This is a genomic window from Streptomyces humi, from assembly GCF_001005085.2.
Lineage (GTDB): Bacteria > Actinomycetota > Actinomycetes > Streptomycetales > Streptomycetaceae > Streptomyces > Streptomyces humi.
Window position 1 is genome coordinate 24,542 of record NZ_LBMU02000077.1, and the last position, 17,937, is coordinate 42,478.

At 71.1% G+C, this 17,937-nt stretch carries 17 protein-coding genes, 4 pseudogenes and 1 riboswitch; of the genes and pseudogenes, 13 read left to right on the forward strand and 8 right to left on the reverse strand.

Annotated features, from left to right (window positions below):
• Positions 1-400: 400 nt before the first annotated feature.
• The 5 genes and pseudogenes from AAW13_RS30735 to AAW13_RS30750 all read right to left on the reverse strand — a co-directional run bounded on the left by AAW13_RS30735 (position 401) and on the right by AAW13_RS30750 (position 3,144).
• Positions 401-1,701, reverse strand: a pseudogene (locus AAW13_RS30735) (tyrosine-type recombinase/integrase).
• Positions 1,656-1,751, reverse strand: a pseudogene (locus tag AAW13_RS47095) (GNAT family N-acetyltransferase); the annotation flags it as partial. The pseudogenes AAW13_RS30735 and AAW13_RS47095, both read right to left, overlap by 46 nt.
• A gap of 72 nt (positions 1,752-1,823) precedes the next feature.
• Positions 1,824-2,054, reverse strand: a pseudogene (locus AAW13_RS47855) (IS110 family transposase); the annotation flags it as partial.
• 159 nt (positions 2,055-2,213) lie between these two features.
• Positions 2,214-2,558, reverse strand: coding sequence for an IS110 family transposase (locus tag AAW13_RS47860; protein ID WP_052768491.1), 345 nt, complete (start codon positions 2,556-2,558; stop codon positions 2,214-2,216).
• A 178-nt stretch (positions 2,559-2,736) separates the two neighbouring features.
• On the reverse strand, positions 2,737-3,144 hold the full coding sequence (locus tag AAW13_RS30750) for a RidA family protein (protein WP_046728170.1): 408 nt from the start codon (positions 3,142-3,144) through the stop codon (positions 2,737-2,739).
• Between the two features lie 97 nt (positions 3,145-3,241).
• Between AAW13_RS30750 and AAW13_RS30755 the strand changes: the two genes are divergently transcribed.
• A complete protein-coding gene (locus AAW13_RS30755; RefSeq protein WP_046728171.1) occupies positions 3,242-3,622 on the forward strand; it encodes a winged helix-turn-helix transcriptional regulator in 381 nt (126 codons plus the stop codon).
• An 18-nt stretch (positions 3,623-3,640) separates the two neighbouring features.
• Here the strand turns inward: AAW13_RS30755 and AAW13_RS30760 are convergent.
• Positions 3,641-4,674, reverse strand: a pseudogene (locus tag AAW13_RS30760) (VOC family protein).
• Positions 4,671-5,543: an alpha/beta fold hydrolase gene (locus AAW13_RS30765; RefSeq protein ID WP_046728172.1), complete on the reverse strand. Its 873-nt coding sequence runs from the start codon at positions 5,541-5,543 to the stop codon at positions 4,671-4,673. Before AAW13_RS30765 ends, AAW13_RS30760 begins: the two are co-directional and overlap by 4 nt.
• 313 nt (positions 5,544-5,856) lie before the next feature.
• Between AAW13_RS30765 and AAW13_RS46085 the strand changes: the two genes are divergently transcribed.
• Positions 5,857-6,366: a hypothetical protein gene (locus AAW13_RS46085; protein WP_052768492.1), complete on the forward strand. Its 510-nt coding sequence runs from the start codon at positions 5,857-5,859 to the stop codon at positions 6,364-6,366.
• A gap of 32 nt (positions 6,367-6,398) precedes the next feature.
• On the opposite strand, the gene AAW13_RS30775 is transcribed toward AAW13_RS46085, so the two are convergent.
• Positions 6,399-7,205, reverse strand: coding sequence for a hypothetical protein (locus tag AAW13_RS30775; RefSeq protein WP_046728173.1), 807 nt, complete (start codon positions 7,203-7,205; stop codon positions 6,399-6,401).
• Positions 7,206-7,479: 274 nt separating this feature from the next.
• Here AAW13_RS30775 and AAW13_RS46090 point away from each other — a divergent pair, with 274 nt between their 5' ends.
• From AAW13_RS46090 to AAW13_RS30820, 11 genes are all read left to right on the forward strand, one after another.
• On the forward strand, positions 7,480-7,626 hold the full coding sequence (locus AAW13_RS46090; RefSeq protein ID WP_167391747.1) for a putative leader peptide: 147 nt from the start codon (positions 7,480-7,482) through the stop codon (positions 7,624-7,626).
• Between the two features lie 212 nt (positions 7,627-7,838).
• A complete protein-coding gene (locus tag AAW13_RS30780; RefSeq protein ID WP_046728174.1) occupies positions 7,839-8,702 on the forward strand; it encodes a glutathione S-transferase C-terminal domain-containing protein in 864 nt (287 codons plus the stop codon).
• Between the two features lie 77 nt (positions 8,703-8,779).
• Positions 8,780-8,891: riboswitch (SAM riboswitch) on the forward strand.
• A 384-nt stretch (positions 8,892-9,275) separates the two neighbouring features.
• A complete protein-coding gene (locus AAW13_RS30785; protein ID WP_046728175.1) occupies positions 9,276-10,256 on the forward strand; it encodes an amino acid ABC transporter permease in 981 nt (326 codons plus the stop codon).
• The gene (locus tag AAW13_RS30790; protein WP_046728176.1) at positions 10,253-11,041 is read left to right on the forward strand and encodes an amino acid ABC transporter ATP-binding protein; all 789 of its coding nucleotides are present in this window, start codon (positions 10,253-10,255) and stop codon (positions 11,039-11,041) included. Before AAW13_RS30785 ends, AAW13_RS30790 begins: the two co-directional genes overlap by 4 nt.
• Before the next feature lie 65 nt (positions 11,042-11,106).
• Positions 11,107-12,132 carry a transporter substrate-binding domain-containing protein gene (locus tag AAW13_RS30795; RefSeq protein WP_046728177.1) on the forward strand — a complete coding sequence of 342 codons (1,026 nt, stop codon included), beginning with the start codon at positions 11,107-11,109 and terminating at the stop codon, positions 12,130-12,132.
• 49 nt (positions 12,133-12,181) lie between these two features.
• A complete protein-coding gene (locus tag AAW13_RS30800; protein WP_046728178.1) occupies positions 12,182-12,928 on the forward strand; it encodes a GNAT family N-acetyltransferase in 747 nt (248 codons plus the stop codon).
• Between the two features lie 44 nt (positions 12,929-12,972).
• The gene (locus AAW13_RS47680; protein WP_338059067.1) at positions 12,973-13,068 is read left to right on the forward strand and encodes a putative leader peptide; all 96 of its coding nucleotides are present in this window, start codon (positions 12,973-12,975) and stop codon (positions 13,066-13,068) included.
• 62 nt (positions 13,069-13,130) lie between these two features.
• The gene (locus AAW13_RS30805) at positions 13,131-14,339 is read left to right on the forward strand and encodes an LLM class flavin-dependent oxidoreductase (protein WP_046728179.1); all 1,209 of its coding nucleotides are present in this window, start codon (positions 13,131-13,133) and stop codon (positions 14,337-14,339) included.
• A gap of 21 nt (positions 14,340-14,360) precedes the next feature.
• On the forward strand, positions 14,361-15,734 hold the full coding sequence (locus AAW13_RS30810) for an NtaA/DmoA family FMN-dependent monooxygenase (protein ID WP_046728180.1): 1,374 nt from the start codon (positions 14,361-14,363) through the stop codon (positions 15,732-15,734).
• Positions 15,731-16,813, forward strand: a complete 1,083-nt coding sequence (locus tag AAW13_RS30815) for an LLM class flavin-dependent oxidoreductase (protein ID WP_046728181.1) — start codon at positions 15,731-15,733, stop codon at positions 16,811-16,813. The genes AAW13_RS30810 and AAW13_RS30815 overlap by 4 nt, the downstream gene beginning before the upstream one ends.
• Positions 16,806-17,933, forward strand: a complete 1,128-nt coding sequence (locus AAW13_RS30820) for an LLM class flavin-dependent oxidoreductase (RefSeq protein WP_046728182.1) — start codon at positions 16,806-16,808, stop codon at positions 17,931-17,933. Before AAW13_RS30815 ends, AAW13_RS30820 begins: the two co-directional genes overlap by 8 nt.
• Positions 17,934-17,937: the final 4 nt, after the last annotated feature.

The following is a 17,937-nucleotide window of genomic DNA, read 5'->3' on the forward strand; positions in this document are numbered from 1 at the left end:
TCGAGTCGGCGTGGAAGTCTGGCCGTTCGTACTGGATGCAACTGGCCGCTCCGTGGGTGATTGAAATGTCTCACCGAGAGGATTTCGATCAAGATGTCGTTCGAGGGATTCTCCGTGAAATGGAAACCTCTGAGGTGTTGCCCGTAGAGGTTCGAGATCAGGCGCGGTGTGCTGGTGAATAGGCTGTGCCTGCAAATGTCTCGTCTGGTTTCACTCTCGCGAGAATTCTGTAGCGTGGATCTGGTGAACATCCAGACGGCGGATTGGAATTGGGTGACCGTGCCGGACTGATGGCGGTCGGTTACCTTCTGGTGATTGATCGAGATCTACGTGAAGAGCCCCGCCGGGAGATCGCGGCGGGGCTCTTCACGTAGCTTGACGGCAGTAGTTGACGGCAACGTCAGGGGACGGGGGCTACGCAGAGGGGAGGTTCGTCGCCGTCGTCGGGCTTGCTGGTGTTCCAGGTGGGCTCGCGGAGGGCGTGACCGAGGAGGTCGATGGCGTCGCGCTGGAGGCGGAGTCGGACGTGGGCGTACACGGCGGCGGTGACGCCGATGTGGGCGTGCCCCAACAGCTCCTTGATCACGACGAGTTCGACGCCCTGTTCCAGGAGGAGGGTCGCGGCCGAGTGCCGCAGATCATGGAAACGAATGCGGCGGAGACGGGCCCGGTGGAGCAGGGTGTTGAAGTGGCGGGTGAGGGTGGCTCCTTCGATTGGGGAGCCGTCGGGGCGGGTGAAGACGTAGCCGCTGTCCTTCCAGTCCGTCCCGGCCGCTTCGCGTTCTTTGCGCTGCCGGTCGCGGTGCTGTTCGAGGGAGCGCAGGCACGCGGTGGGCAGTGCGATCCGTCGCTCCGAGTTCTGGGTCTTCGTCGGGAGGGCGGTCAGGCCGCTGGAGTTGGTGCGCTGGAGGGTGCGTCGGATGCTGGCGGTTCCGCCGGCCAGGTCGAGGTCTTCCCAGCGCAGGCCGAGGAGTTCGCCCTTGCGGAGGCCGGTGTGCAGAGCGAGTTCGAACAGCGGCTGCAACCGGTGTCCGCTGGCGGCGGCCAGAAACTCGCGCGCTTCTTCGGTGGTGAGGGGTTCGAAGCGGCGCGGCCATGGTGCGCCGGTGCGGACGTTGCGGGCTACATTGTGTGGGATCTCCCCCTCGCGCACGGCGTGCTCCAGGGCGGGCTTGAGCACGGAGTGCACGTAGGTCAGGGTCAGCGGTGAGAGCCGTCTTGCGCAGCACTTTCCGGCAGCGCAGCAGAGGGGCTCGACACGGGCGGCGTCGAGACCGCGCGCAGCATTGGCAGGTGGTGCGGAGCTGGTTGAGCCAGGTGCGGACGTCCTTGGCGGTGAGTTTGGCGAGCTTCTTCCGTCCGAGGCCGGGGATGAGGTAGAGGCGGGTGACAGCGGTGTAGCGGGTGTGGGGTGTTTTCGCGGAGCTGGTGGACGGCGACAGCGTCGAGCCAGTACGTCAGGTAGGCGGCCAGGCTGCCCTGTGCGGGCGGCGCGGGGAGGCCGCGGTTGCTGGCGGCGATCTTCTCGCTGAGTTTGGCCAGTGCTTCCTTCCGCGAACTGCCGTAGACGCGGATGCACTTGCGGGTATTGCCGGGGGCGAGGACGTATCCGGCGGCTTCCCAGCGGTTGTCTTTCCGCTGGTAGACGGTTCCGTCGCCGTTGGCGCCGGCTGGCTCTGTCCGATGCCCTCGTACCCCCACGACTTGTAGAGCGCGTGGACCTTTCCATGGCTGGCGGCTGGGTTGACCGTCGCGGCCGATCTGTTGTTCTTGATCCGGCGGTGGGTGACGTGGCGACTCATGCCGGGCTGACGGGTCACGGGCGCGTTTCCGGCATGAGCCTTCAGATTGCCAGCGTGGGTGGACCGGGTGTGGTCGTCGCCGATCTCGGCGAGAACCCGTGCGCCGGTGAGAGCGGCCAGGCGGAGGAAGCTCGTGATGATCTTGGCGTCGGGATGCTGCAGAAACAGCTCTTCTGTGTCGGCTGCCAGGTTGTTGCATGCCTGGCAGGCGGCGTCGAGCTGGGCTAGGAGGGCGAGTGTCTGCCGTTTCATCGGCTTCTCGACCAGAGCCGGGCGGCGAAGCCGGCTCCGGCGGAATGCCTGAAGCAGTCGGGCGTCCTCGGCTACAGTGGGCGCGATCGACAGGACCGTGCGGGCTTCCCGGGTCAGCAGCTGCTTGCGCTTCGCTGCGAACGCCTCAAGGATCGCGGGTTAGTACTCGCGCAGGTGCGATCGGGGCCGGTTGTGAGCTCGGGTAGGGCCCCAGACCGAATCCTGCTGAGCCCTGGCGAGGACGGCGATTGCCCTGATCAGGTCCGAGCCGGTCGGCAGCGGGCGGTGGAACTCGGTGTCCGTGCGCAGGATGTTCGCCAGGGCAACCGCGTCCTTGGTGTTCCGGCTTCTTCGGGGAGACGGCGAGCCGGCCCGTAGGCAGGCGACCAGGAGTCCTAGGGAGGTCTCGATCGCCACCCGGATGGGATCGGGGGGCGCCCTCGTGGTCTTGATGCCGTGGGGACCAGTGGGGGACCACGCGGTACTCACGACCCTGAACGGCACGCACGGAGGCGCGCGTTCTGCGTCCTAGTTATGCCTGATATGTGCGGGTAGTTTCTGTGGCCCTCACTTCTGGGGGGCAAGGGGTCGCCGGTTCAAATCCTGTCGTCCCGACTGGAGACAGTCGCAGGCCGAGAGCCGGTTCGGGAGACATCCGGAACCGGCCCTCGGCCGTTCGCGTTCAGTCGAGGACCGCGGTGGCCTCGATCTCGACCAGGTGCTCCGGGACGTCCAGGGCCGCGACGCCGATCAGCGTGGCCGGCGGGACCGGGGTGATCCCGAGCTTCGCCGCCGCCCGGGAGATGCCGTCCAGGAGGGCGGGCATCCTGTCGGGGGTCCAGTCGACGACGTAGAAGGTCAGTTTCGCGACGTCGCCGAAGGAGCCGCCGGCCCCGGCCAGGGCGGCGCCGATGTTGAGGTAGCACTGCTCGACCTGGGCGGCGAGGTCGCCCTCGCCGATCGTGCGCCCCTCGGCGTCCCAGGCGACCTGTCCGGCGACGAGGACCAGCCTCGATCCGGACGCGATCGCCACCTGCCGGTAGACGTCGATCTCGGGCAGTCCGTCGGGGTTCACCAGGGTGATGGCCATACCGTCCGTCTCCTTGACTCTCTTGTGGTTACCTGGGAACCGTAGGAGAGTGGACGCTGACGTGGAAGAACGCACTTTTCAGTGACTGGGGAACCCGATGGTGACCAAGCAGTTCAGGGGCTCGCCCGACGACGCGGATCTCGGGCGCGCGGACTCCCTGGCACGGGAGATCTTCTCCGACGTCGCGAACAAGTGGGCGTTCCTGATCATCGAGACCCTCGGCGGACGCACCCTGCGCTTCAGCGAACTGCGCGACGGGATCGAGGGCATCAGCCACAAGATGCTCACCCAGAACCTGCGCATGCTGGAGCGCAACGGCCTGGTCGAGCGCACCGTGCACCCCACGGTGCCGCCCCGGGTCGAGTACACCCTCACCGAGCCCGGCCAGGGCCTGCGCGCGACGGTCGACGGCATGTGCGACTGGACCCGTACCCACCTCGGTCACATCGAGACCGCCCGCCGCCGCTTCGACGCCTGACGGCCCCGGAGCCGCCGCTCAGTCGTCGGCGATGCCGGCGCCGCTGAGGGCGGGCACGGTGTCCTCCGGGCGGGTCAGGGAGCGGGCGCCGAGGCGGAACTGGGCGAGCGTGTCCACGATCGTCCGGCCGACCGGGAGATGCCCCCACACGCTGATGCCCTGGTGGGTGCTGGGCTCCCAGGTGGTCTCGTCGATGACGACGGGATTCCAGCCGACTTCCCATTCGAAGCCGGAGGGGGTGCGGGCGTAGTAGGACAGTTCGCGGTCGTTGGTGTGCCGGCCGACGGACAGCGCCATGTCGAAGCCGAGTTCGTGGACGCGCTGGTAGCTGCGGGCGACGTCGTCGAGGGTGGCGGCCTGGACGTTGAGGTGCTGGACACGGGTGCGGATCGGGTCGACCGGCAGGCCGCGGACGTTGGCCACCGCGATGGAGTGGTGGCGTTCGTTGACGCGCAGGAAGCGGATCCTGAGCCGGACGCCGCTGATGGTCTCCTCGATGACGTCGGTCAGACGGGCGTCGAAGACCGTGTCGAAGTACCCCCGGATCCGCGACGGCCTGGTGGAGGTCAGGGCGATGTGGCCCAGGCCGGAATCCCCGGTGACGAAACCGGAGGCGAGCATGCGCAGGGGCTCGGCGGACTTCGCCGGGGTGGTGCACAGCTCCTGCGTGATGCCTTTGGGCCCGGGGAACCGCAGCAGGCGTTCGACGCCGCGCAGGGCCGCCTCCTCCTCGGTTCCGGCGACCAGGGGCACGCCGTGGGCGCGGACGCGGGCCTCGATCCGCTCGAAGGTGGTGTGGTCGTCGACGTGCCAGCCGGTGGCCACGACGTCTTCGGCCGGACCGCGCCGCAGCAGGAAGCGGCACTCCCGGTCATCGAGGCGGAAGCGCATCAGGTCGCGGGAGAGCGCGTCATGGTGCATGCCGATGGCGTCGGTGCCGAAGCGGGCCAGTCGGCGAGGCGGTCGGTCTCGATGACGAGGTGGCCGAGGTGGACGGCGCCGAAGACCTCCGCGCGACCGGACCGGGCGGCGTGCCCGTCGTCCCCGGTCACCGGCGGCCCGCCAGGAAGTCCGCGCAGAGGCGGTTGAACAGGCCGGCCCGTTCGAACTGCACCCAGTGCCCGGTGTTCGCCACCAGGTAGAGGTCGCAGTCGGGCATGCGGTCGGCCAGCATCCGCGCGCCGGACGGGCGGTTGACCCGGTCCTCGGCGCCCCACAGCACGAGGGTGGGCACGGGCAGCCGGCGCAGACGCGGGTCGCGGGTGAAGTCGGTCCGCCACAGGGTGCGCAGAGCGCCCGGTCCGGCCGGACGCCTGAGAGGCGGAGCGGCGACCACCTCGGGGTCGATGCTGGCCCGGTAGCGCTCGTCGATGACCGACTCCGGGACACCGGCGGCGTTGAAGACCAGATGGTGGCGGATGAACTTCTCCAGCTTCAGCCGTGAAGGGCCGTCGCCGGAGTAGTAGTCGAGGAGGCTGTTGAGGCCGCGGGTGGGCAGGGCACGGGTGGTGCCGACGCCGCCGGGACCCATCAGGACCATGCGGTCGACCCGGTCGGGGGTGTCCAGGGCGAGCCGCAGGGCGCAGGCGCCGCCGTAGGAGTTGCCGACCAGGTGGGCCCTGTCCAGGGCGAGCCGGTCCAGCAGACCGCGGACGCGGCCGGCGAGATGTCCGAAGGGGTCGGCGCGGTCGACGCCCTTGGTGCTGCGGCCGTAGCCGGGCAGGTCGGGCACGATGACCCGGTACTCCTCGGCCAACTCGGCGATGTTGCGCGCGTAGTTGGAGACGCCGGTGGCGCCGGGGCCGCCGCCGTGCAACAGCAGCACCGGCGGCCCGCTGCCCGCCTCGGCGACGAAAACCCGCGTCCCGCCGACGTCGTACGTCGTCTCCTGCATCACCGGCAGGCCGGTCGATGTGGTCATGTCGTTCCTCACTCGGGACTCGGGCGCACGTCTCGTGCCGTGTCGCTCCAGCTGTACCGTAGCGTTCACTCCAATTGGAATGAACGCTACGCTAGCCAGGGTGTCCGGGGTGGTCAAGGAGGGCGGTGGCGGCAAGGACCGCCGAAGCCGCCGGGCGTCGGGGGGCGCAGGCCCGCGGCGGCGCACCGCGGCCGGGCGCGCACGCCATGCCGTGCGCCCGGGCGCGGTGGCCGCCGCCTGTCCGGGCCGTCGGGGGAAGAGGATGCTTACCCGGGTCGGCCCTCGGCAACGGGCCGGAATCCAAGGGGGGAATGTGCCGTACCTTCGCCGTGCCATCTCGTTCACCGCGGTGTTCGCCGCCGCACTGGGATCGTCCTTACTCCCCGCCGCGGCCGCGCAGGCCGCCGGCGTGACGACCGTCCACCGCCTCGAACCGTCCGCGGTCGCCCCGGCCCTCGGGGCGCCGGCCGCCACCCGGTACCGGGGCCGGCTGCTGCCCGGCGGCCGCCTCAACCCCGGGGACCGGCTCGTCAGTCCGAACCGGCTCAACGTCCTCGTGATGCAGCAGGACGGCAACCTGGTCGAGACCATCCCGCGTGGCCGCATCGTCTGGCAGAGCGGCACCCACGACCCGTACTCCGTGCTGTTCATGCAGAACGACGGCAACCTGGTCGTGGTCGCGCCCGGCAACCGCCCGGTCTGGGCGTCCGGCACCGCCGGCCGTCCGGGCTCGGACCTGGAACTCCAGAACGACCGGAACCTGGTCGTCTACGCACCCGGCCATGTCGCGGTCTGGGCGAACAACATCGCGGGCCGGCCCTGAACCGGCGATCCTGAACCGGCGGCCCTGAACCGCTAGTCGAACTGGCTCGGCATCGGTGCCGGGGTCTTGCCGGCGAGCACGTCCTTGAGGCGCTGGGCGCCGTTCTGCACCGCCAGCGTGGTGCTGTCGTGGTCGACGGCGTCCAGGGCGCCGTTGGTGACGGCCGCCCCGGACGCGCCGATCCGCAGCACCGCGACATCCGTGACGTAGGTGACGGGCTGCCCGTCGCTGGTGCCCTGCACGGTCACCGTCAGGGCCGCCCGGCCGTCGCCCACGTCCGGGATCTGCGCCGAGACGACCTGGATCGTGCGCTTGTCACCGTTCTTGCCGGTGGCCGTGAACTGGTTGCACTTCTCCGGCAGGCTCTTCAGCCAGGTCAGTGTGGAGTTGAGGCTGTCCGAACCGTAGTCGCCGACCTGGTACAGCATCCGGGCGGTGTCCGAGGTGAAGCCGCGCAGCCCGGAGGCGCCCGAGGCGCGGCCGAGCAGACTGTCGGAGTACAGGCCGTCGAGCAGCCGCTGGCAGTCGGCCGCGTCGGCCTTGGCGGTGAGGAACCCGGCCACGTCGACCTTGCCGACCAGCATGGTGTTGCGCCAGGTCGCGGCGTCCGTGGCCAGCTGCCAGTTGTCCTCGATGTCGGCCGGCGTGATCAGCGCCGCCTGCGCGCCCGCCCCGGTGAGGGCGGGGGTCGACGACGGCGCGGGAGAGCGCTCGGCGGCGGGCGAGACGGCCGAGGCTCCGGAGCCGTCGCTCCCGCCCGAACAGGCGGCGGTGGCGAGCAGGGCCCCCGCCGCCAGGGCCGCGGCGACCGTACGCGCGGGTCGGGACGGACGGGTCATGGCGGCTGCCTCCTCGGGAACGCGGTACGTCACTCCGCGGGAGGCGCCGCTGCGCCCTCGCGGGGAACGCGGGTACGTTCCTCCACGCCACCATCCGTTCCGGCCACCGACCACCCGCGCGCGCCGTTCGGGTGAGCGCCGCGGTCCCGGGGGGTGCCGTGTACCACCCCGCCGACGGGGCGAAGCCGGTGTCCCAGGCGTGGACGCCCTCTTGACGCCGGGCGGAGCCGGATCGACACTCCAGATGGGAATCCTAGTGAAAAGGTAGGGAAAGATGGATCGGCTGCGCGTGGTCACCGGCACGGAGCGCCGAGAGTGCCGTACGCCCTGGCCGGCTTCCCTGCTCACGTCCCCGCTGCTCACCTCCCGCCGGCACATCGACCTGCTGCGGGTGTGCAGCGCCATCAGCCGTACGGGTTGACCGCCGGCGCCCCGTGGCCCGGTACGGCCGTCCGCGCCCCGTGGCCCGGTACGGCCGTCCGCGCCCCGTCGCACGGTACGGCCGTCCGCGCCCAGCACCGGGCACCACCGCCCGCGCTCCGCCGCCCGCGCACCGTCGCCCGGGCCGGCGCCCGCCCTCCGACGAACGCTTCCGCCGCGCGTACGTCCACGCGCCCGTACCCGGGGAGACGCATGTCCATCACTCCACTCGCCGCCCTTCCGTCCGTCCGCACCGCGCCCGCCTTCCGCGGCCGGATCGGACGGGACGCGCGCAGCGGTCACTACGCCGTGCCGGGCCGCTACCGGCTCCACCTCGCCACCGCCTGTCCCGACGGCCTCCGCATCGCCGTCGGCCACAGCCTGCTCGCCCTGGACGACTGTTGTCCGGTGACCTTCCTGCCCGCCGTCCCGGACCATCCCGACGGCAGCCACACGGCGCTGCGCCCGCTGTACGAGGCCAGCGCCCACCGCTACTCGGGACCGGCCCTCGCGCCGGTGCTCAGCGACGACTGGTCGGGCCGGATCGTCTCCACCCACGGCCGGGACATCCTGCGCGACCTCGACCGGCACTTCGGCGACGGCGTCACGCGCCTGTACCCGTGCGGTGCCGAGGCCGAGATCGAGGCGGTCGAGCGGCTGTGTGCCCAGGACGTCGAACAGGCCGCGCAGCGTGCCGGCCGGGAGGGCGGCGACCCGCGGGCGCTGGAGACCCTGCTCGCCGCGCTGGACGAGCTGGAACACCGGCTCACCGGCGTCGAGTTCCTGGCCGGCGGTCGACTGACCGCCGCCGACGTCGAGTTGTGGGTGACCCTGGTGCAGCTCGACACCGTGCACCGCAACCACCTGGACGCCTCCGCCGTGCACCGCGTCGCCGACCACCCGGTGCTGTGGGCCTACGCCCGGCGGCTGGCCGCGCACCCCGCCTTCGGCGCCCACCTCGACCTCGACGGCATCGCCCGCCGCCACCACGGCCGCTGCCAGGGCCTGGAAGCCGCCGGCGCGGCCGTCCAGATCCTGGACTGGGCCGGGCATGCCGCGGACGCTTCCCGCAGGTGAGAGCCGGTCCAGCCGTTCCGCCAACTGGACAGGCGTTGACATTTGTTCGGGCGGCTGCCTAACTTACGGACCAGAACGGTCAAGAGCGTCAGCATCGAGCCCTGGCTTGCTGACCGGCAACCCTCGCACCGCGGTGGGGTGCCCCAGGTGACGACCCGACCGAATGACGACGTTCGGTAAGCGCGCGGCCCACCGGGCCACCAAGTGACAGGTGACGGACATGTACGCAGCTTCCAGCACGGCCCCGCGCCGCGCCGCGGGCTGCGTACAGCCGTACCCGAGCCCGCTCGTCGCCGACCGTGCCGTCGACCTGCTCCGTGTCAACAGCGCCCTGTGTAGCGCGTGTACCGCACCGGGCTGTGCCCGCTGTCGGGTCTGACCAGGCTTTCTCGCCCCGTACCCGCAGCATCGCGCCTCAGCGTTCCTGACGAAAGCACCGGCCGTCCGGTGTGACGCCGTCCGCCCAGCCTCAGTGTCCCGCGCGCCCCCGCGCCCCGTGCCGTGCCCGAACACGGCGCGGTGCCGCGTGCCCGGCCGCGGGACCCGAGGTGTCCGACTCCGCCGGAGCCCGCCATGAGTGAACCCCCAGGCGCCACCCTCGCCCCCGAGGCGCCGTCCGCCGCCGACGAACCGTCAAAACCCCTCGCCGCCCAGCGCGTTCTGCCGCTGCGCAGGCCCGGACGCTGGATGGCCACCGCCGCCGTCCTGGTCCTGGTCGCCCAGTTCGCGCACGGACTGGTGACCAACCCCTTCTACCAGTGGGACCGCTGGGGCTACTGGTTCCTGCGGCCGAGCATCCTCGACGGGCTGGTCATCACCCTCGAAGTAACCGCCTACAGCGCGGTGTTGGGACTCATAGGCGGCATCCTGCTCGCGCTGGCCCGGCTCTCGAAGAGCCCGGTGCTGCGCGCGGTCAGCTGGACCTACGTCTGGGCGCTGCGCTCCATACCGCTCATCGTGGTCCTGCTCTTCCTCTACAACTTCAGTGCCCTGTACAGGACGTTGAGTGTCGGCGTCCCCTTCGGGCCGGCCTTCTTCTCCTTCGACGAGTCGAAGCTCGCCACCGACATGGTGATCGCCGTCGTCGGCCTCAGCCTCAACGAGGCGGCCTACGCGGCCGAGGTGGTCCGCGGCGGCATCCTCTCCGTGGACCAGGGCCAGCACGAGGCGGCCGCCGCACTCGGACTGCCCAAGGGCTACCAGTTCCGCAGGATCGTCTTCCCGCAGGCGCTCCGGTCGATCATCCCGAACTACGTCAACCAGCTCATCGGTCTCGTCAAGAGCACCTCGCTGGTCTTCTACGTGTCGCTGCTCGACCTCTTCGGCACCGCGCAGAGCATGGGCTCCACCTACCCCGGCGACATCGTGCCGCTGCTGCTGGTGGTCACCGTCTGGTACCTGATCCTCACCAGCGTCGTCTCCGTGATCCAGTTCTACGTCGAGCGGTACTACGCCCGGGGCGCCACCCGCTCGTTGCCGCCGACCCCCTGGCAGAGACTGCGGGCCGGCCTCACCGACCTGCGCGCCCGCGTCCGCCGGGAGGCCGCCGTATGAGCATCACCGACACCCTGGAGACGGCCCCCGCCGCCCTGGAGATCCACGACGTCCACAAGTGGTACGGCGCCCACCGCGTCCTCGACGGCGTCGACCTGACCATCCGGCCCGGCGAGGTCACCGTCATCCTCGGCCCGTCCGGCTCCGGCAAGTCCACGCTCCTCAGGGTCATCAACCACCTGGAGAAGCCCGAGATCGGCTACGTCAGCGTCAACGACGAACTGATCGGCGTGAAGCGCCAGGGCGAGAGGCTCAAGGAGCTGAGCGAGCGCGCCATCCTGGCCCAGCGCGGCCGGATCGGCTTCGTCTTCCAGAACTTCAACCTCTTCCCGCACCTGACCGTGCTGGACAACGTGGCCGCCGCCCCCGTCGCCACCGGGAAGCTGACCAAGCCCGAAGCCCAGGCACTGGCCAAGGAACTCCTCGAACGCGTCGGCCTCGGCGAACGCGTCGGCGCCTACCCGCGGCAGCTGTCCGGCGGCCAGCAGCAGCGCGTCGCCATCGCCCGCGCCCTCGCCCTGCGCCCCGGCGTCATCCTCTTCGACGAGCCCACCTCCGCCCTCGACCCCGAACTCGTCGGGGAAGTCCTCTCCGTCATCAAGGACCTGGCCACCAGCGGCACCACGCTCGTCATCGTCACCCACGAGATCGGCTTCGCCCGCGAGATCGCCGACCGGGTCGTCTTCATCGACGAAGGCAGGATCGTCGAGCAGGGCCCGCCCTCCGAGGTCCTCGACAAGCCGCGGCACGAGCGCACCAGGGACTTCCTCAGCAAGGTCCTCTGAACCGCCGCACCCCAGACCTCCCCCCACGCCCTCACCCTCATCACCGGCACCGACAAGGAACGGCCATGTCTACCCACTTCACCCGACGCAGCCTGATCAGAGGCATCACCGCGGCCACCGCCGTCGCCTCCCTCGCCACCGGGCTCGCCGCCTGCGGGGGCGACAGCGACGCGGCCACCACCACCGACAGCGCCAAGTCCGGGGAGGTCGTCGTCGGACGGGTCTCCAACGGCGCGGCCACCCAGACCGCCGTCAAGGTCTCCGAGGTCAAGTCCATCAGCGCGGAACTGCCCGCCGCCGTCCGCAAGAGCGGCAAGCTGGTGATCGGCGAGGGCGCCCTGCCCGCCGGGTTCCCGCCGCTGGCGTACGTCGGCAGCGACCAGAAGACCCTCACCGGCTCCGAACCCGACCTCGGCCGCCTGGTCGCCGCGGTCCTCGGACTCCAGCCGGAGATCAAGAACTTCACCTGGGAGAACATGTTCGTCGGCATCGACAGCGGCAAGGTCGACGTGGCCCTCTCCAACATCACCGACACCGAGGAACGCAAGAAGAAGTACGAGTTCGCCTCCTACCGGCAGGACAACCTCGCCTTCATCGTGCCGAAGAAGAGCACCTGGAACTTCGACGGCAACTACGAGAACCTCGCCGGCAAGACGGTCGCCGTCGGCTCCGGCACCAACCAGGAGAAGATCCTCCTGGAGTGGCAGTCGAAGCTCGCCAAGGAGGGCAAGAAGCTCACCGTCAAGTACTTCCAGGACAGCACCAGCACCTTCCTGGCCCTGAACAGCGGGAAGATCGACGCCTCGTTCGGCCCCAACCCCGGCTTCGCCTACCACAACAAGCAGACGGCGAACACGCCCAACGCCACCCGCACCGCGGGCACCTACTCCGGCGCCGGCGCCAGCCTCCAAGGCCTGATCGCGGCCACCGCCAAGAAGGACAGCGGCCTCGCCAAGCCCCTCGCGGACGCGATCAACTACCTGATCGAGCATGGTCAGTACGCCCAGTGGCTCAAGGCCTACAACCTCTCCGACGAGGCCGTCGCCAAGTCCGAGGTCAACCCGCCCGGACTGCCGCTCGACAACTCGTGACGCCCCGCACCGGCACGCCCGTCGGCTTACCAGGAAGGACTTCGCCTCCGTGACCGTCCGGACCGACCTCCGCGGAGGCGGAGCCCCCCTCACCCCCGACACCACACCGCTCGACAACGCCGTCTGGGCCGCCCTCACCGGCCCGCACGCCCACCTCGCGGAGCGGTTCGGCAGGGCCGCCCGCTACCCCGACGACGTCTACGCCTACGCGGCGCTCGCCGACGCCGCCGACCCGGCCGCCTGGGCCGACCTGCACGCGCTCGTCGGCCCCGGAACGACCGTGAAGATCAAGCCCGTCGAGCAGGCACCGCCCGGCTGGGAGGTGGTCGGCGGCGGGCGGGGCGTCCAGTTCGTGGACACCGCGCTGCGGGCCGAGCCCGACCCGGAGGCGGTACCGCTCGGACCGGCCGACGTGCCCGAGATGCTCGACCTGGTCGAGCGCACCCGGCCGGGCCCGTTCCGCACCCGGACCGTCGAGATGGGCGGCTATCTCGGCATCCGGCACCGGGGCAGGCTGATCGCCATGGCCGGGGAGCGGCTGCGGCTGCCCGGCTGGACCGAGATCAGCGCCGTCTGCACCGACCCGGACCACCGCGGCCGGGGCCTGGCCACCCGTCTGGTCCGCGCGGTCGCCGCCGGCGTCCGGGAGCGCGGGGAGACACCGTTCCTGCACGCGGCCCCGGACAACGCGACAGCGATCCGGCTCTACGAGTCGATCGGCTTCACCGAGCGCCTGCGCGGCCGCACCCTGCTGGTGCGCAGCCCGGGAACAACCGCGGACGCCCGGCTGTTGTGACTCAGGACGAGATGTACGCGAAGCAGGCCGAGGAGGTGCGGGACATGACACGTGTGGTCAGTCCCAGCCGCCGTACCGTCCTGCACACCCGGCCGCACATCGACCTGCTGCGCGTGGCCGGCGCGCTCTGTTGTTCCTGACTTTCCTCCGCCGCGCCCCAGCACCAGGCGCGCCCTCGTACGGACCTCAGGAAGGCACCACTGTGTCCTCATCTCCCCATTCCCACCTGCACCTCGCCGTCGCCCTCGACGGCACCGGATGGCACCCCGCCTCCTGGCGCGAGCCGGTCGCCCGTCCCCGTGAGCTGCTCACCGCCGGCTACTGGGCCGACCAGGTCGCCGAGGCCGAGCGCGGCCTGATCGACTTCGTCACCATCGAGGACGGCCTCGGCCTCCAGTCCTCCCACCACGGCGCGCCGGACGGGCGCACCGACCAGGTCCGCGGCCGCCTCGACGCCGTGCTCGTCGCGGCCCGGATCGCACCGCTCAGCCGGCACATCGGCCTGGTGCCGACGGTGATCGCCACCCACACCGAGCCGTTCCACATCTCCAAGGCGATCGCCACCCTGGACTACGTCAGCACCGGCCGCGCCGGAGTGCGGGTGCAGATCTCCGCCCGCCCGAACGAGGCGGACCACTTCGGCCGCCGTACCTTCCCGCCGTTCGACCTGGCGGATCTGGCCTCCCCGGCCGGTCAGGAGCGGCTCGCCGAGCACTTCGACGAGGCCGCCGACTACATCGAGGCCCTACGCCGGCTCTGGGACAGCTGGGAGGACGACGCCGAGATCCGGGACGCCGCCACCGGCCGCTTCATCGACCGGGACAAGCTGCACTACATCGACTTCGAGGGCGGCAGATTCAGCGTCAAGGGCCCCTCCATCACCCCGCGCCCGCCGCAGGGACAGCCGCTCGTCACCTCCCTCGGCCACCAGACGATCCCCTACCGGCTGATCGCCCGGGGGACCGACGTCGGCTATGTCACCCCGCAGGACGCCGCCGAGGCCCGCGCGATCGTCGCCGAGATCCGCGCCGAGCAGGAGGCCGCCGGCCGGGCCGACGACACCGTGCACGTCTTCGCCGACCTCGTGGTCCTGCTGGACGACGACCAGGCCGCGGCCGAGGCCCGCAAGGACCGCCTCGACGCCCTCGACGGGGGCGCATACACCAGCGACGCCCGGATCTTCGCCGGGACGGCCGCGCAACTCGCGGACCTCCTCGAGGAGTTCGCGGCCGAAGGGCTGACCGGTTTCCGGCTGCGGCCCGCGGTCCTCGGCCACGACCTGCCCCGCATCAGCCGGGACCTGGTCCCCGAACTCCAGCGCCGCGACCGCTTCCGGACCGCCTACCAGGCAGCCACCCTGCGCGGCCACCTCGGCCTCGCCCGCCCCGCCAACCGCTACGCCGCTGCCTGAGCCGGAAGGACCCGCCCCGTCATGAGCAAGCCGCTGAAGCAGATCCACCTGGCCGCCCACTTCCCGGGCGTCAACAACACCACCGTGTGGAGCGACCCGGCCGCCGGCAGCCACATCGAGTTCAGCTCCTTCGCGCACTTCGCGAAGGCCGCCGAACGCGCCAAGTTCGACTTCCTGTTCCTCGCCGAGGGCCTCAGGCTGCGCGAACAGGGCGGCAAGATCTACGACCTGGACGTCGTCGGCCGCCCCGACACCTTCACGATCCTCGCCGCCCTCGCCGCCGTCACCGAACACCTCGGCCTGACCGGCACCATCAACTCCACCTTCAACGAGCCCTACGAGGTGGCCCGCCAGTTCGCCAGCCTCGACCACCTCTCCGGCGGCCGGGCCGCGTGGAACGTCGTCACCTCCTGGGACGCCTTCACCGGCGAGAACTTCCGGCGCGGCGGCTTCCTGCCGCAGGAGGAGCGCTACTCCCGCGCCAAGGAGTTCCTCGCCACCGCGAACGAGCTCTTCGACTCCTGGCACGGCGACGAGATCCTCGCCGACCAGGCCACCGGCACCTTCCTCAGCGACGCCAAGGCCGGCTCCTTCGTCCACCAGGGCCCGCAGTTCGACATCCACGGCCAGTTCAACGTGCCGCGCTCCCCGCAGGGCCGCCCGGTGGTCTTCCAGGCCGGCGAGTCCGACGAGGGCCGCGAGTTCGCCGCCTCCGCCGCCGACGCGATCTTCAGCCGGTACGCCACCCTCGAAGCCGGGCAGGCCTTCTACACCGACGTCAAGTCCCGCCTCGCCAAGTACGGCCGGCACCCCGGCGACCTGCTGATCCTGCCCGCCGCCAGCTTCGTCATAGGCGACACCGACGAGGAGGCGGAGGAGATCGCCCACCAGGTGCGCCGCCAGCAGGTCAGCGGGGCGACGGCCCTCAAGCACCTGGAGTTCGTCTGGAACCGGGACCTGTCGTCGTACGACCCGGAGGGGCCGCTGCCGGAGGTCGACCCGCTGGTGAGCGAGGAGCACATCTCGCGGGGCCGCGCGCAGGTCCGGATGTACCGCGACCCGGTCGCCGTCGCCCGTGAGTGGCGAGAGCTGGCCGAGGCCAACAAGTGGTCCATCCGCGACCTCGTGATCAACACCGGCAACCGGCAGTCCTTCGTCGGCTCCCCGGCCACGGTCGCCCGGACCATCAACGAGTTCGTGCAGGCGGACGTCTCCGACGGCTTCATCCTGGTCCCGCACATCACCCCGGGCGGCCTGGACGTCTTCGCCGACACGGTCGTCCCGCTCCTCCAGGAACAGGGCGTGTACCGCACCGAGTACGAGGGCACCACCCTGCGCGACCACCTCGGTCTCGCCCACCCCGACCAGCGGCGCGCCGAGCGGGCCGCGTCGTGAAGTTCCTCGCGATCACCCTGATCGTGCACCGCCCGGACCCGGTCACCGGCATCCTGAAGCCGACCCACGACCGGTTCCGGGAAGTGCTGGACAACGCCGTGCTCGCCGAGGAACTCGGCTTCGACGGGTTCGGGGTGGGGGAGCGGCACGAGCGGCCGTTCATCTCCTCCTCGCCGACGGTCGTGCTCAGCCATGTCGCCGCGCTCACCCGCCGGATCCGGCTCTTCACGGCCGTCACCACGCTCAGCCTGCTCGACCCGGTCCGGGCCTACGAGGACTACGCCACCCTCGACCACCTCTCCGAGGGCCGCCTGGACCTGATCATCGGCAAGGGCAACGGCGCAGCCCAGCGCGAGCTGTTCCACGTCACCCCCGAGGACCAGTGGGACCGCAACGCCGAGAGCTACGAGGTGTTCCGGCGGCTCTGGCGCGAGGACAGGGTGACGGCCCGGACCCGGTTCCGGCCGGAGCTGACCGACGCCGAGGTCTGGCCGCGCCCGTACCAGCGGCCGGTGCGGGTCTGGCACGGCAGCGCGACCAGCAGGGAGTCCGTGGACCTCGCCGCCCGCTACGGCGACCCGCTGTTCTCCGCCAACGTCACCAACCCCATCGAGCCGTATGCCGAGCTGATCCGGTACTACCGCGAACGCTGGGAGCACCACGGCCACGACCCGGCGGACATCGCCGTCGGCGCGGGCAGCGCCGGCCTGTACGTGGCGCCCACCTCCCAGCAGGCGGTGGAGGTGTACCGGCCCCTGTTCGAGAGCAACCTCGCGTTCCAGAAGAAGGCCGGGCTGCCCGTGGTCTTCGAGACCGTGGAGGACTTCGTCGACCGCAGCTCGGCCCTGATCGGCAGCCCCCAGCAGGTGATCGACAAGGTCCACCGCTACCACGAGCAGTTCGGGCACACCGTCCTGCACCTGCACGCCGACGCGAGCGGACTGACGGACACCCGGCACCGGGACTCGCTGGAGCTGTTCCAGTCGGCGGTGGCACCCGTGCTCCGCAGGGACATCCCCGACCCCCCGTTCGACTGGGCGCCGGTACGGCCGGCCACCGAGGAGCCCGCGCATGTCTGACACCCCCCTCGGCATCCTCGACCTGGTGCCGATACCGAGCGGCGCCACCGCCGCCGACGCCCTCCGCAACTCCATCGAACTCGCCCGGCGCGCCGAGGAGTTCGGCTACTCCAGGTACTGGTTCGCCGAGCACCACCTCAACCCGGGCGTCGCCGGCACGTCCCCCGCGGTCGTCCTCGCGCTGACCGCCGCCGCGACCTCCACCATCCGGCTGGGCTCCGGCGCCGTACAGCTGGGCCACCGCACCGCGCTGTCCACGGTCGAGGAGTTCGGCCTGGTCGACGCCCTGCACCCGGGCCGCCTCGACCTGGGCCTCGGCCGCTCCGGCGGCCGCCCGCCCGCGGCGCAGGCGGCCCCGTCGGCGACGGCGACCCCCGTGGTCGACGGCCGGGCCCCGAACGGACTGCTGATCCCGCCCCGCTTCTCCTTCGCGCACCTGCTCGGCTCCCCGCGCGTCGCGCTCCAGCGCAAGCTGCTCCTGCTCCCGAACGCCGAGTCCCAGGAGTACGCCGAGCAGGTCGACGACGTCCTCGCGCTGCTCGCCGGCACCTACCGCACCGCGGACGGCCTGGAGGCCCATGTCGTGCCCGGGGAGGGGGCCGGCATCAAGGTGTGGATCCTCGGCAGCAGCGGCGGCGAGAGCGCCGAGGTCGCCGGCGCCCGGGGGCTGCCCTTCGCCGCCAACTACCACGTCAGCCCGGCCACGGTGCTGGAGGCGGTGGACGGCTACCGGTCCTTCTTCCAGCCCTCCGACCACCTCGACAAGCCGTACGTCAGCGTCTCCGCCGACGTCGTGGTCGCCGAGGACGACAGCACCGCGCGCGAACTCGCCACCGGGTACGGCACCTGGGTCCGCAGCATCCGTACGGCCGAGGGCGCCATCCCCTTCCCCACCCCGGAGGAGGCCCGGGCCCACGTCTGGACGGACGAGGACCGCGCGCTGGTCCAGGACCGCCTCGACACCCAGTTCGTCGGCAGCCCGCAGCGGGTCGCCGACCTGCTGGAGCAGCTGCGGGAGGCCACCGGGGCCGACGAACTGCTCATCACGACGATCACCCACGGCCAACGGGACCGCGTCCGTTCGTACGAACTCCTCGCGGCGGAATGGGCCCGACGCTGACCTC